Annotated in this window: 11 protein-coding genes; 5 read left to right on the top strand and 6 right to left on the bottom strand. The window is 66.5% G+C overall.

Annotated elements, in window-relative coordinates; translation table 11 throughout:
• The first annotated feature begins 95 nt into the window (after positions 1 to 95).
• Positions 96 to 860, top strand: coding sequence for a PIG-L family deacetylase (locus HH308_RS25330; protein WP_312870852.1), 765 nt, complete (start codon positions 96 to 98; stop codon positions 858 to 860).
• A 450-nt stretch (positions 861 to 1,310) separates the two neighbouring features.
• On the opposite strand, the gene HH308_RS25335 is transcribed toward HH308_RS25330, so the two are convergent.
• The 4 genes from HH308_RS25335 to HH308_RS25350 all read right to left on the bottom strand — a co-directional run bounded on the left by HH308_RS25335 (position 1,311) and on the right by HH308_RS25350 (position 4,012).
• On the bottom strand, positions 1,311 to 2,582 hold the full coding sequence (locus HH308_RS25335; protein WP_246284837.1) for an MFS transporter: 1,272 nt from the start codon (positions 2,580 to 2,582) through the stop codon (positions 1,311 to 1,313).
• 137 nt (positions 2,583 to 2,719) lie between these two features.
• Positions 2,720 to 3,175 (bottom strand): peroxiredoxin, encoded by a 456-nt coding sequence (locus HH308_RS25340; protein ID WP_170197050.1) that lies wholly within the window; start codon positions 3,173 to 3,175, stop codon positions 2,720 to 2,722.
• Positions 3,176 to 3,210: 35 nt separating this feature from the next.
• Positions 3,211 to 3,621, bottom strand: a complete 411-nt coding sequence (locus HH308_RS25345; RefSeq protein WP_170197051.1) for a MaoC family dehydratase — start codon at positions 3,619 to 3,621, stop codon at positions 3,211 to 3,213.
• Positions 3,614 to 4,012, bottom strand: coding sequence for an FAS1-like dehydratase domain-containing protein (locus HH308_RS25350; protein ID WP_170197052.1), 399 nt, complete (start codon positions 4,010 to 4,012; stop codon positions 3,614 to 3,616). The genes HH308_RS25345 and HH308_RS25350 overlap by 8 nt, the downstream gene beginning before the upstream one ends.
• Before the next feature lie 132 nt (positions 4,013 to 4,144).
• Here HH308_RS25350 and HH308_RS25355 point away from each other — a divergent pair, with 132 nt between their 5' ends.
• The 4 genes from HH308_RS25355 to HH308_RS25370 all read left to right on the top strand — a co-directional run bounded on the left by HH308_RS25355 (position 4,145) and on the right by HH308_RS25370 (position 11,872).
• The gene (locus tag HH308_RS25355) at positions 4,145 to 5,437 is read left to right on the top strand and encodes an AAA family ATPase (RefSeq protein ID WP_170197053.1); all 1,293 of its coding nucleotides are present in this window, start codon (positions 4,145 to 4,147) and stop codon (positions 5,435 to 5,437) included.
• 114 nt (positions 5,438 to 5,551) lie between these two features.
• Complete coding sequence (locus tag HH308_RS25360; protein ID WP_170197054.1) at positions 5,552 to 8,893, top strand: DEAD/DEAH box helicase; 3,342 nt, start codon at positions 5,552 to 5,554, stop codon at positions 8,891 to 8,893.
• 356 nt (positions 8,894 to 9,249) lie between these two features.
• The gene (locus tag HH308_RS25365) at positions 9,250 to 10,203 is read left to right on the top strand and encodes a serine/threonine-protein kinase (RefSeq protein ID WP_170197055.1); all 954 of its coding nucleotides are present in this window, start codon (positions 9,250 to 9,252) and stop codon (positions 10,201 to 10,203) included.
• A gap of 127 nt (positions 10,204 to 10,330) precedes the next feature.
• Positions 10,331 to 11,872, top strand: a complete 1,542-nt coding sequence (locus tag HH308_RS25370) for an acyl-CoA synthetase (RefSeq protein ID WP_170197056.1) — start codon at positions 10,331 to 10,333, stop codon at positions 11,870 to 11,872.
• Positions 11,873 to 11,888: 16 nt separating this feature from the next.
• Here HH308_RS25370 and HH308_RS25375 read toward each other — a convergent pair whose 3' ends face one another.
• On the bottom strand, positions 11,889 to 12,332 hold the full coding sequence (locus HH308_RS25375) for a hypothetical protein (protein WP_170197057.1): 444 nt from the start codon (positions 12,330 to 12,332) through the stop codon (positions 11,889 to 11,891).
• A gap of 106 nt (positions 12,333 to 12,438) precedes the next feature.
• Positions 12,439 to 14,067 carry an ABC-F family ATP-binding cassette domain-containing protein gene (locus HH308_RS25380; protein ID WP_170197058.1) on the bottom strand — a complete coding sequence of 543 codons (1,629 nt, stop codon included), beginning with the start codon at positions 14,065 to 14,067 and terminating at the stop codon, positions 12,439 to 12,441.
• Between the last annotated feature and the right edge of the window lie 15 nt (positions 14,068 to 14,082).

The following is a 14,082-nucleotide window of genomic DNA, read 5'->3' on the forward strand; positions in this document are numbered from 1 at the left end:
GCCAGCACAGAGTCTAGCGAGCGGCTCGGACAGTGCTCTCGGGCGGCTATGGTGGAGCGGTCGCAACGGCAGACTGATCGACGCAGGGAGCAGCGGTGACAGGTGATGTGCCTCGCATCCTCGGTGTGCATGCACACCCCGACGATGAGTCCATCTGGACCGGCGGAACGCTGGCCCGCCACATCGAGCGCGGCGGCATCGTCGACACCGTCACCTGCACATGGGCCACGGGGACGCCGCGTCACCTCGAGTTGATCGACGCACTCGCCCAGCTCGGCGTCGATCATCCCCCCAAGATGCTCGGATACGCCGACGGCGGCGTGCCCGAATCCGCCCCCGACCAGCCGAAGTTCGTCGACTCACGGCTCAACGACGCCGTCGGCGCGGTGGTCGAGTACATCCGCGACGTCAAGCCGCATATCGTCATCACCTACGACGCCTACGGCGTCTACGGCCACCCCGACCACATCCACGCCCATCGGGTGGCGCTGGCCGCCGTCGAAGCGGCCGCCGACTCGCACATGTACATCGACCGGGGCGCCGCGTGGCAGGTTCAGTCGCTGTACTTCGTGACGATCGGCGAGGAGCAGATGGCCGGCGGCTGGAATCGGCTCGTCGCCAAGACCACCGACCCGATCGCAATTCCCGGTACCCCGGCCGATCGCATCGACGTCATCGCCGACGTCGGGGCGTGGCAGGCGAAGAAGTGGCAGGCGATCAAAGCCCACCACACCGAGTTCAACCGCAGCCGGACGCTGAAGTCGATGGCCGCGCTGGAGCCCGAGGCGCTCGAACGCCTGATGAGCATCGAGAGCTTTCAACGGCGAGACCTCGTCCCCGGCGGGTGCGACCTGTTCTAGCCGGCGACCGTCGCCGGAAATCGGGTTGGTGTGTGGTCTGCCGGGCCCGTCTGCTGGTCAACTCACGCGTCGCCCCCGACCGATGCACGGCAGGCCACGACCCGGCCGACACCTGAGCCGAACGCCGACGTGACAAGCCCGACCGCGCCAGCCTCATCAGCCCCACCGGTGACAACGAACCGTTACTGCAGTATGAAGACCCGGTCTAGTGGCGTGTTCGACACGTGCGCTACCATCAAATGCATTGTGGTACAGGGGTTTCGACACGCTCGTCACTTCGACTCGGCTAGCGCCTCGCTCAGTACGGCGCGCTTGCGCTCCTCACGGCTCAACCAGCAGATGAAGTGCCCGGACCTGTGAAACCAGGCTCAACCGGCAGAGAAGCGCAACGTCATACAACTCTCTGAGTGCCAGACGAGGCGAACGTCGAGCTGACTCCCCGCGAGTCGATCACCGCTCCGATTTCGGCGCCGCCAACGCGCTCTCGCCGTCGAGCGGCTCCCCCAGCCCCCGACGCCGAGCGTGCCAGCCGACCGCTACGACGACCAGTGCGATGGTGCCGAGTTGCAACACGGCTCCGCCGATCAGCGGCGCGCGCGGACCGAACTCCTCGGCGAGCCATCCCATCAGCGGCGATCCGACCGGCGTGCCACCCATCAGGACCATCGTGTAGAGCGCCATCACTCGACCGCGGACGTGGTCGTCGGCGTTGGTCTGAACGAACATGTTCGTCGCGGTCATCGTCAACAGGCCGGCCAGTCCGACGAGCGGCAGGGACAGTGCGTAGGTGGCGTAGGTCGGTGTCAGTCCGCTGACCGCGAGGATCAACCCGAAGATGACCGACGTCCCGACGACGAACCGCAGTCCCGGGGCCGACTGTCGGCGGGCGGCCAGCAGCGCACCGGCGAGCGAACCGATTCCCATCACCGAGCCGAGAACGCCGTACGATTCCGGCCCCAGATGGAATTCGTGCTGCACCATCACGGCGTTGGTCAGTTGGAAGTTCAGGGCGAAGGTTCCCACCGCGAAGCCCACACCGAGCGCAATCAGCAGTTCGGGGCGCTGAGCCACATATCGAAAGCCTTCGCGCACTTGACCTTTCGCGCGTGGAGCGGGCGTCGACCGGTCCAGCTTGGACGTATCCAGCAGGGCGAGTGCGATCAGCATCGCCACATAGCTCAGCGCGTTGGTCAGGATCGCCCAGCCGCTGCCCCACGCCGCGATGATGAGCCCGGCCAGACCCGGCCCGATCAATCGCGCGACGTTGAACGAGGTGCTGTTGAGACCGATCGCATTGGTCAGATGTTCACGTCCGGCGACCTCGGTCACGAATGACTGCCGGGCGGGGACGTCGACCGCCGAGCCGATGCCGAAGATCAACGCGATGACGTACACGTGCCAGGTCTGCGCGGCGCCGAGTACGGTCAGCAGACCCAGTGCGAGCGCCGAGCAGGCCATCCAGGTCTGGGTGATGGCGAGCAGCAGGCGTTTGTCCATCCGGTCGGCGAGCAGCCCGCCGACCGGCGACAAGAGCAGCGCGGGCAGGAACTGCAGTGCGGTCGTGATGCCGACCGCCACCGCGGAGCCGCCGGACAGTTGCAGGACGAGCCAGTCTTGGGCGACGCGCTGAATCCAGGTGCCGACGTTGGAGATGACCGCGCCGGTGAAGTAGGTGCGGTAGTTGGGTACGGCCAGCGATGCGAACATTCTCGACTCAGCCATATTCACACGCACCGCCACTTCCCTGCTCGCCGGACGTTCTGCTCGTCCTACGTATCGATCATCGGTCACCCCGCCGACCTAGAACAACGCGGGAACACACGTGCGATATTCCCACTTGCGGCGCGTCGACCGCGACGTCAGCCGGCGAGCGCCGCGAGAGCCTGGTCGGCGTGGGTGTCCATGTTCACTTCCGAGGCGACGACGGCGGCGATGGTGCCGTCGGCGCGGATCGCGAAGGTCGTGCGCTTGGTGGGCATGAACTTGCCGAGCAGCGACCCGCGCGCGACGTCGTAGGCGGTTGCCACGCTTCCGTCGACGTCGGCGAGCAGCGGATAGTCGAAGGAGTGTTTGTCCGCCCAGTTCTGCTGCTTGTCGACGGCGTCGCGGCTGATGCCGACACGTTGCACGCCGGCCTGGGCGAATTCGCTTGCCAGATCACGGAAGTGGCACGCTTCCTTGGTGCAGCCAGCCGTCCCGGCGGCCGGATAGAAGAACAGCACCACCGGGCCGTCGGCGAGCAGCGTGGACAATTTTCGCAGTTGACCGTTCTGGTCGGGCAGTTCGAAGTCGGGTGCGCGATCGCCAGTTTTCATGACTCCGACACTAGCCTGCCCGGCCGGCGGCGCGCCTACTGAGCGTCGAGCGGTGCGATCTGGACGCGCATCGGCCGCAGCACGGCCTTCGTCCCCTCCTCGGTGACCACGGCGACGGAGATGTCGAGGCGGTCGGGACGCGACCGCTTGGCCGAAAGTTGAAGTCGTGCAGGGTCTCCCGGAGTCACGTAGACCGGCGCCACGAAGCGGGTGTCATATCCGGCGAGCACGAAGCCGTTCTCGGTGGCCCATCGCGTCGCGTGCCCCAGCACGATTCCGGCGGTGAGCATCCCGTGCGCGACGGGCGCCGGAAGACCCGCGGCACGGGCCGCCTCCGGGTCGGTGTGAATGGCGTTCGAGTCGCCCGCGACGACGCCGTAGCGCCGCACGCGTTCGGTGTCGATGATCTCCTCGGCGGTCCACACGACGTCGGTCTGTTCACTCATCGGCCGCGGCCCCTTCTTCCTCGAATGCGATCGTCGTGGTGACGACGGCGATCTCCGGCTCGGCCGGCGCGTTCACCTTGGTCAGCGTGGTCACCGAGACCGCGCCCGCGCGGCGTCGAACCGCGGTGACCTCCAGCGTCGTCGACACGACTTCGCCGAGCCGCAGCGACCGCTTGTACGTCGCGGCTTCGGCGGTGTGCACGACGCCGTGCTGCGGCACCAGCCCGCTCATCACGAATTCCCCGACGACACCCATCAGCACGACATTGAAATAGCTCGGCGGCACGATGTCGTCGGGCGCACCGAGCACCGCCGAGAACTCGGCGACGTGCTCGGGATCGACCGCCACGTCATCGACCGCGTAGCTCAGACCTTCCACCAATGAATCCACAATCGACCAGCGTATAAGCCCGCCCGGTCATTCTCCGAATAATGAGATGACGACCACGCCACCGGCCGGTAAGGTCAGCGATCTTGTCCACCGACCGGCGGGCGGACCACAGCATTCGAACCAGTGAAAGACATGACTACGCACAGCGATCGCGCTACCCTACGCCGCACTCTCGGCGTCCTCGTCGACGCGTTGGCCGACGGTGGCGCGCCGTCGGACGAGGAGGCAGCCGCACTGCTCACCCGTCGGCTCAACGCTCGACGATCCGAATTGACCAGCCAGACAATGGAATTGGTGGCGGGCAACATCATCGCCGCCGGGCTGGTGATCGGTGAGCTGATCGAGAAGCACAGCCCGGAGATCGGCGCCGGCCCCTACGACCGTCCGCCCAAGTGGAAGAACTACGAGGTCGGGACCGACGAGGTCGTGGTGCCCGCGAACCTGACCGCCGTCTTCGACGCGAGCACACTGCTGCCGGTCACGGTGGCGATCCAGATCGACGCGAGTCTGAGTTATCCCGCGGGCGAGTCGGAGCTCATCATCCTCGCCGGGCCCGGCGCGACCGACCACGTGACCCGCCTCGTCAGTGATCTGCGGTCGATGATCGACGCCCGAAATCCGTTGCGCGGGCGTGCGTTGCTCGCCGGCGTGGGTGCAGTGGGACTGGTGTTGTCGGTGATCGCGACGCCGCAGACCAGGCGTACCGACGTGATTGTGCCCGCGGACGTCTGGGCGGAGATCGACCTCACCGTGTCCTCGGTCACCCGGCGCCGCGACCTGCTGCGAGCAGCGGGTTTCTCGTCGAGCCGGGGTGTGCTGCTCGCCGGTGCCCCCGGAGTCGGCAAGACGGCGATCACGCGTGCCGTCGCCGCCGAACTGGCGGGCGAATTCACGATCATCCTCGCCGACGCCACCGCGGCGTCGTCGTATCTGCTGCAGATCTACGCGCATGCGCGAGTCTTCGGCAGGGTCGTCATCATCCTCGACGACGTCGATCTGTACGTCCATCGGCGTGGCGTCGGCAGCGACACCGGGCTGGCGGCGTTCCTCTCCGCGCTCGACGGCGTGGCACAGCACGACGACGTGCTCACCATTGCCACCACCAACGATCCGCGGGCGCTCGACGGCGCGGCGACCCGATCGGCCCGCTTCGACTCGATCATCACGCTCGACGAGCCGTCGCCGGAGGCGATCGCGCACATGCTGCGCAGCGCGCTGGGCCGGGTACCCGGTGCGGACGCCTCGACCATCGACGTCGCGCTCGTCGCTTCGGCGTTTCCCGCGGGCAGCAGCGGCGCCGACGTGAGCGAAGCGGTCCGGCGCGCGCTGTTGGTGGCGGGAGCGGCGATCACCACCGCTACCTTGCTCGACGTCGTCGGCGAAGGTTCCCATGCACCGGCACTGCCGGTCGGGACCTACCTGTGAGCCGGTGAGCAGCAGCGGCGGCGTGTTTCCACAGCTGTCACGGCAGACTCGGTTATCCCCGACTCCGGCCCGCGGTGCCCGGATCGGTCGGTGGGGACCCGTAGATTGTCTTGCATGCCGCCATCCACCCCGTTCACCGTGAGCGACCTTCTCGAGTCGTTTCCCGCCGGTGCGATCGAGCGCGGTACCGCCTATGCCCGCCAGGACCGCATCACCGACGCGAGCTGGTCGCCGGACGGCCGTCGGCTCGCGGCGAGTTGCCGCGGCTCGGGCGGGCATGTCTACCGCACCGTCGTCGACTTCGTGATCAATTCGACGCCGCCGCGGGTCGTGAGCACCAGATGTAGTTGTCCGGTGGCCTTCGACTGCAAACACGCCGTCGCGCTGATCATCGCCGAGGGGTCGAAATTGGTGCGCGGCAACGACGGCGCCGTCTGGCGTCGGTACGTGGCCGAAGTCGAAGCCGAGGAGAGCCATGATCGGCCCCGGACCCAGACGTCGCCGCTGGGGCTGATGATCACCCGCCGCGACCTCCGCGGGGCGGGCGCGATCATCGAGTTGCGCCCGATCACGCTGGGTGCGCGCGGCCGCTGGATCAAGTCGAAGGCGACCTGGAAGACACTGTCGGCGAGTTTCGAACTCGACGAATACCATCCGCTGCAAGCATCTGCGCTGCGCGACGTCATGCGGGCGCTGACCGGCACCAGCGGCTACTTCAACCGCGACACGCTCACTCTGGTGACCGCTCCCCCGGACTTCTGGCGCAGCCTCGCCGACGCCGTCGCCGCCGGCGTGGTGCTGGCCTGCGAAGGATTCGACGCGTCGACCGTGGCGCTCGCCGAGACGTTGGCCGTGCAGCTCGACGTCGTGCGCGACGATTCCGGTCTGCGACTGGTGCCCAATGCGCTGCTCAACGGGCGGCGGGTCGACGGTTCGACGATGACGATGGTCGGCCGCCCGCGGGCGTCGGGCGCCTTCGTCGTCGACGATTCGACGCTGTGGATCGGCTCGTTCGAATCCCCGCTGACGGTGACCGAGACCAATCTGTTCGGCACTCAGCGGGGTATCTCGATCCCCGACGCCGACGTCGAGGAGTTCACCGAAGCATTGCCGATGTTGACTCGGCGTCGCGACGTGCGGGTCTCCGACGAGATCTTCAGTCCACCGGTGATCAGCGCGCCGATCGTACAGCTGGAAATCTGTGCCAGCGATGTCGGCGCGGCCCTCACCTGGCAGATCGCCTACGACGTCGACGGACAGATCAGGTCGTTCGACGCCGACTCGGCCGTACGCTCGAGCCGCATTCGGGATGCGGCCGCCGAGGACCGGGCGTGGCAGGCCGCGCGCGGTGAACTAGAGACCGTCGCCCTCGCCTGCGGCACCTGGCGCTACCAGGCGATCGAGCACATTCACGCCACCCCCGGTCTGATGCGCGCGACCGAGGTGTTCTCGGTGCTGACCTCGTTGTCCACGAGCCCCTCGGTCGCTGAAGCTGTGCGCGGTGCGCCGCTGCGGGTGGTACAGACGCCGCTGGCGCTGTCGCCCGCCGAGCTCGCGGTGCTGTCCAACGAGATCGTGCCGAAACTCGAGGTGTCCGAGCTGGTCCGAGTGGTGTGGCAGGGCGAAGAGATCGACTTCCGATTGCCCGCGACGCCGCCGGAGATCCGCTTCTCGACCGCCGACGGAGACGACGCCCCCGAGCACGATTGGTTCGACCTCGCGATCAACCTGATCGTCGACGACCACGCCCTCCCGATCTCGTCGGTGATCGCCGAGTTGGCGCGGGGCGCGACGCACATGGTGCTCGACGACGGCACCTACTTCGCACTCGACGCCCCCGAACTCACCCGCCTGGGCGAGCTCCTCGCCGAGGCGCGGGCCATGGGCGAGCTCGACCACGAGCAGGTCAACGCCGCGACCTTCAACGTCACGCTCTGGGAAGAGCTTCTCGAGCTCGGCGTCGTCGACGAACAGGTATCGGCCTGGCACGAGCGCCTCAAACGACTGTCTGAGGCACGTCCGCCGCACTCGGTGACGCCGTCGCCCGGCCTCGATGCCCAGCTGCGGCATTATCAGCAGGACGGTCTGGACTGGCTCAGCTTCCTGTGGGACAACCAACTCGGCGGAATCCTCGCCGACGACATGGGCCTGGGCAAAACGCTGCAGACGCTGGCGTTGATCAGCCGGGCCGTCGACGCCGACCCGACCGCGCGCTTCCTCGTCGTCGCACCGACCAGTGTGATCTCCAACTGGGCCGCTGAGGTCCGGCGCTTCACGCCGGCCCTCGGGGTCTGCGAGGTGGTGTCGACGCAGGCACGCGCGGGAGCGGACCTCACCGATCAGATCGGCGACGCGCGCATCGTCGTGACGAGCTACACCCTGCTGCGCATCGACTTCGAGGCCTTCGACGCCATCGAATGGTCGGGTGCGATCTTCGACGAAGCCCAATTCATCAAGAATCACAACGGCAAGACGCACAAGGCTGCGCGCCGTATCCGGGCGCCGTTCAAACTGGCGATCACCGGTACTCCGATGGAGAACAATCTGATGGAGTTGTGGTCGTTGCTCTCGGTGGGCGCGCCCGGTCTGTTCGCGTCACCGACGACCTTCCGGGAGTACTTCGCCAAGCCGATCGAAGCCGGTGAAGCTCCCGAACAGTTGGCGACGCTGCGTCGGCGCATCAAGCCGCTGATGCTGCGCCGCACCAAGACCGACGTGGTCACCGATCTCCCGCCCAAGCAGGAGCAGGTGCTATCGCTGCCCTTGGGCGCCAAGCATCGCAAGTTGTACGACACGCATCTGGCGCGCGAACGGCAGAAGGTTCTGGGTCTGCTCGACGACTGGGAGTCGAATCAGTTCATGATCCTGCGGGCGCTGACCCGGATGAGGCAGTTGAGCCTGCATCCGGGTCTCGTCGACGCCGAGCACCTCGACGTCGCTTCGGCCAAGGTCGACTATCTCGCCGAGCAGATTCCCGAGTTGATCGCCGAGGACCACAATGCGCTGATCTTCTCCACGTTCACCGGTTTCCTCGACCTACTGCGACAGGCCTTCGACGCCGCCGGCATCGGCTACGCGTACCTCGACGGGTCGATGAGCGCCCGCAACCGCAAACGGGCGATCGCCGATTTCACCGAGGGACGGGTGTCGGTGTTCCTGATCAGCCTCAAGGCGGGTGGTTTCGGCCTGAACCTCACCCAAGCCGACTATTGCTTCGTCTGTGACCCGTGGTGGAATCCGGCGGCCGAAGCGCAGGCCGTCGATCGCGCCCACCGCATCGGTCAGCAACGTCCGGTCAATGTGTATCGGCTGGTCTCGGCTGCGACGATCGAGGAAAAGGTCGTCGAACTGCAGGAACGCAAGCGCGAACTCTTCAACGCCGTCGTCGACGACGGCAACGCGTTCGCCGCGGGCATCACCGCCGACGATGTCCGGGGCCTGCTGACGACGAGTTGAATGAATCTCCACAAATGGGTAGATATTGCGCTGCAACACACAGTATTGTTAGTTACGTGAAGTACCGCCTAGCGATCTCACTGACTGCTTGCTCCATCGCGGCGGTCGTCTCTCTCGTACTTCCAGCCGCTGCATCCGCCAGCACTCCCAACCCCGGTTCGCCCTGCTCGAAGAGCGAAGCGTCGTCGACGCGGCAGAGCGCCAATGGAACTCGTGTGGTGTGCGTCTACCTCAGTTCGGGTCGCTATCAGTGGCAGCGGGTAAGCCAGCCGACCCCGACGCGCTGAACCCTGTTCAAGTCCATCGCCAAGTGAGGACCAAGTAGGCTCCAAGCGGCATCGGCGAAGGTTGTCGCCATGGAGCAGCCAACCGCGACCGCCGTACCGACCGTGACCGTCGGAGACATCGTTGCGGGTCACCGCGTCGACGCGGTGCTGGGCCGTGGCGGAATGGGTCAGGTCTTCGTCGCACATCACCCGAGCATCGGCCGCTGCGCGCTCAAGGCGGCACCCGCCGACAGCCCGATGGGGCCCGGTTCCACCGATGTGCGACGGGAAGCAGCGCTGATGACGGCTCTGCGACACCCGCGGATCGTGCGTCCGTTCGGATCGGGGCGTGCGGTCACCGCCGCCGGACACCACCTCACCTGGATGACGATGCCGCAGATTCCCGGAGTGGATCTGACGCGCGCCGGTCGGCTGCGCGCGGGTGAAGTCCTCGACGTCGCGCGCCAGATCGCCGACGCCCTCGACCACATTCACACCGCCGGCATCATTCACTGTGATGTGAAGGCCGCCAACATCATGGTCGAACGCACCCCGACCGGCCGCATCGGCGGCGCGACCCTCATCGACTTCGGCATCGCACGATACTGGCTGCGGGCGCCCGGGCCCGCCGACCCGTCGTTCGTCGGAACGCTAACCACCGCTCCACCCGAAGCACTGCGCGGAGAACTGTGCGGTCCCCGCTCAGACCAATACGGATTGGCCTGCACGGTGTACACGATGCTGGCGGGCTTCCCGCCCTTTCTCGACGACGGAACGCTGCAGAGCGCACTGGCCGCACGACGTTTCCGTGCCCCCGAGCCGCTCGGCGCCGTCGATTCCGCGCTCGCCGGATTCGACGCCGTGCTGCGCCGTGCCCTCGCGAGCGACCCGGCCGACAGATTCGGGTCATGCGGCGAATTCGTACGGGCACTGAATTCGCGGGTAGTGCCCCGCGCCGCCACTCGGCCCTGGATCGACACCGCACCCATCGCGATGTCGCATGCGACCCAGCTTCGCTTGCCGCAGACCTTGATTCCGGCCTAGACAGCGATTCGTTCTTAGCGGGGACACCGCGCCTCGTGACACAAGTTGTTCAGAGTGTTCCTACCGAGCGAACGGTCGGTGTAGTGTCGAGCGCACCTTCCGTTTCGTGTTGAGGAGTTCACCGCCTGTGTTTCCCGGATCCTTCGTTGCCACCACACCCGACAAGCCCGCGGTCATCCGTCCCGCCACCGGCGAGCAAGTCACCTACCGACAACTCGACGAGAATTCACTCAAGGTGGCCAACCACCTTCGGTCCCTGGGCCTCGCGGCGGGCGATTCGGTCGCCGTCGTCACCGACAACGATCTGCGCGCCTTCGACGTCTACTGGGCCGCGTTGCGTAGCGGGCTCTACGTCACGGTGGTCAACAATCACCTGACCGCCGACGAGGTGAACTACATCCTCGGCGACTGCGGCGCCAAGGTGCTGTTCGCGAGTGCGACCGTCGCCGACGCGGTGTCCAAGTCCGCCGAGATCGCCGATCTGTCCGTCACCGGTCACCGAATCGCTTGGGCCGGAAGCATTCCCGGCTTCGACGACTATGCCGAGATTCTCGCCACCGCGTCGACGAACCCGTTGCCGTCGCAGCCGCGCGGCACCGACATGTTGTATTCGTCGGGCACGACCGGACGCCCCAAGGGCATCAAGATCCCGCCGCCGGAGGGGCAGGTCGACGAGGTGCCCGATCAATACACCGCGATCTTCGCACCGCTGTACGGGTTCTCCTCGGACACTGTCTACCTGTCCCCCGCACCCGTGTATCACGCCGCTCCCCTGCGCTATTGCGGCGTGACGGCGTCGGTCGGCGGCACCATCATCCTGATGGATCGATTCGATCCGGAACTCGCACTCTCGCACATCGAGACCTACCGGGTGACGCACAGTCAGTGGGTGCCGACGATGTTCATCCGAATGCTGAAGCTGCCCAAGGAAGTTCGCGACTCCTACGACGTCAGCAGTCTCCAGGTCGCCGTCCACGCCGCCGCGCCCTGCCCCGTCGAGGTCAAGAAGGCGATGATCGACTGGTGGGGTCCGGTCATCCACGAGTACTACGCGTCGACCGAAGCCGCGGGCGCCACCTTCATCGGCCCCACCGAGGCGCTCGAGCACCCGGGCTCGGTCGGGCGGGCCCTGCTGGGCGTCCCGCATATCGTCGACGACGAGGGCGACGACCTGCCGGCCGGCCAGGTGGGGGTGATCTACTTCGAGCGCGACGACGTCCCCTTCCGCTACCACAACGACGACGCGAAAACCGTTGCCGCGCAACATCCGGCGCACTCGAATTGGGCCACGACCGGCGACATGGGGTACCTCGACGAAGACGGGTACCTCTACCTCACCGACCGCAAGGCGTTCATGATCATCTCCGGCGGAGTGAACATCTACCCGCAGGAAGCCGAGAACGTCCTGGTCAACCACCCGGCCGTGTACGACGTCGCGGTGATCGGCATCCCGGACCCGGAGATGGGCGAACAGGTCAAGGCGTGCGTGCAGCTCGCCGACGGGGTAGTCGGGACCGACGAACTCGCCGACGAACTGATCGCGTTCACCATGGCGCGCCTCGCGCACTACAAGGCACCCCGCAGCGTCGACTTCCTCGACGCACTGCCGCGTACGCCCACCGGAAAGCTCGTGAAAGGCGAACTGCGCAAACAGTATTGGCCGAAGTAGGACGCGCATGCGCCGCTCAGTGCAGCGTCTGCTCGTTCGAGGACATCTGGATAGTCCGTGGGGTGGATGCGTTGACCGTCACCGGCCCCTTGCCGTTGCCGCCCCAGCCGATGCTGTAGCAGCAGTTCGGCGACATCTGGCTCTTCGTGCCGGTGACCCGCAGATCGAAGACACCCGGGCCGCTGATCGTCGCGACGTAGCGATAGCTCCTTCCGGATACCGCCCAACCGTAATATTGAGCCGTTGCCGCGACCTTGCCGGACTTCGTGTCGAACACCACCACGGTGGGTGGCGGCGCGTTTCCCGCGATGCCGATGGTGATGTCGACGTGAGTTCGGAAGAACTGAAACGTCTTCGGCGGGAACTTCAACGTCGGTGTCGCGTTGCCCGCTCCAGCCGATGCGACGAGTAGGGCGAACCCGAGTATGAGGGCGCCGATGCTTGCACTGAACCTGCGCATGACCACTCCTAGTCTGCTGATCTTCGACGAACAACGCGATCTACGCCGTTCTCGATCAATGATCAGCTGACGTCGCACAGATCCGACGAGTGGTGAACTACTCGAATCAGGCGAGCTCGATGAGTTCCTGATACTCGTCGGACCAGTGATCTTCGGTGCCGTCGGGCAGCAAGATCACTCGTTCCGGCTCCAATGCCGCCGCCGCACCGGGGTCGTGGGTGACCAGTACCACCGCCCCGGTGTAGGAACGCAGGGCGTCGAGGACCTGTTCGCGAGACACCGGATCGAGGTTGTTGGTCGGCTCGTCGAGCAGCAGCACATTGGCGGCCGACGACACCAGTCCCGCCAACGTGAGACGTGTCTTCTCACCGCCGGACAGCGTGCCCGCGGGTTGGTCGAGCTGCGGGCCGGAGAACATGAACGCACCGAGCAGGCCACGCAGGTCCTGTTCGCCTGCGTCAGGTGCCGCGTGCCGGATGTTCTCCCAGACGGTGGCGGCGTCGTCGAGCGTGTCATGCTCCTGCGCGAAGTACCCGATCTTGAGCCCATAGCCGGGCTCAAGTTCCCCGGTGTCGGGTTTCTCCACTCCCGCAAGGAGTTTCAGCAGGGTGGTCTTGCCCGCGCCGTTGAGGCCGAGCACCACGACGCGGCTGCCCTTGTCGATCGCGAGATCCACGCCGGCAAAGATCTCCAGCGAGCCGTACATCTTGGTGAGGTTCGACGCCATGAGCGGAGTCTTGCCGCACGTCGCGGGTTCCGGGAACCGGATCCGCGCGGTCCGATCGGCCACGATCTCGTCGTCGAGTTCGTTCATCATGCGCTCGGCGCGCTTGAGCATCTGTTGTGCCGCGGTCGCCTTGGTGGCCTTGGCACCGAGTTTGGCCGCCTGCGCGCGCAGCGCTCCGGCCTTCTTCTCCGCGTTGGCGCGTTCACGTTTGCGGCGCTGCTCGTCGGTGGCGCGGGCGTCGAGGTAGCGCTTCCAGCTCATGTTGTAGATGTCGGCCTCGCCGCGCACGGCGTCGAGGAACCAGACGCGGTTCACGACGTCGGCGAGCAGGTCGACGTCGTGGCTGATCACGACGAGCCCGCCGTCGTGGTTCTGCAAGAAACTGCGCAGCCAGGTGATCGAGTCGGCGTCGAGGTGGTTGGTCGGCTCGTCGAGGAGCAGGGTGGTGTCGGACTTGCCGCTGCCGTCGGACGCGGCAAAGAGGATGCGGGCCAGTTCGATGCGCCGTCGCTGACCGCCGGAGAGCGTCGAAAGCGGTTGCGCCAGAACTCGATCCGGTAGGCCGAGGCTGTTGCAGATGCGGGCGGCCTCGGATTCGGCGACGTACCCGCCGAGCGCGGCGAAGCGTTCTTCGAGCTGCCCGTATTTGCGGACGGCCCGGTCGCGGACCTTGTCGTCGGCGGTCTCGGCCATCAGCGCCTGCTGCTTTTCCATATTACGCAGGATGGAATCGAGGCCGCGCGCGGAGAGGACGCGGTCCTTGGCGAGCACCGACAGGTCGCCCTCTTTGGGATCCTGCGGCAGGTAGCCGAGCTCACCGTTGCGCAATATGGTGCCCGCGTACGGCTCGGTCTCGCCGGCCAGGATGCGCAGCGTGGTGGTCTTGCCCGCGCCGTTGCGGCCGACGAGGCCGATCCGGTCGCCGGGGGCGATGCGCAGCGCAGAGCCGGGCGCCGACAGCAATGTGCGGGCGCCCGCGCGCACTTCGAGGTCGGTCGCGGTAATCACGACCGACGATGTTAC

Source organism: Gordonia asplenii, assembly GCF_012933505.1.
Classification (GTDB): Bacteria; Actinomycetota; Actinomycetes; order Mycobacteriales; family Mycobacteriaceae; genus Gordonia; species Gordonia asplenii.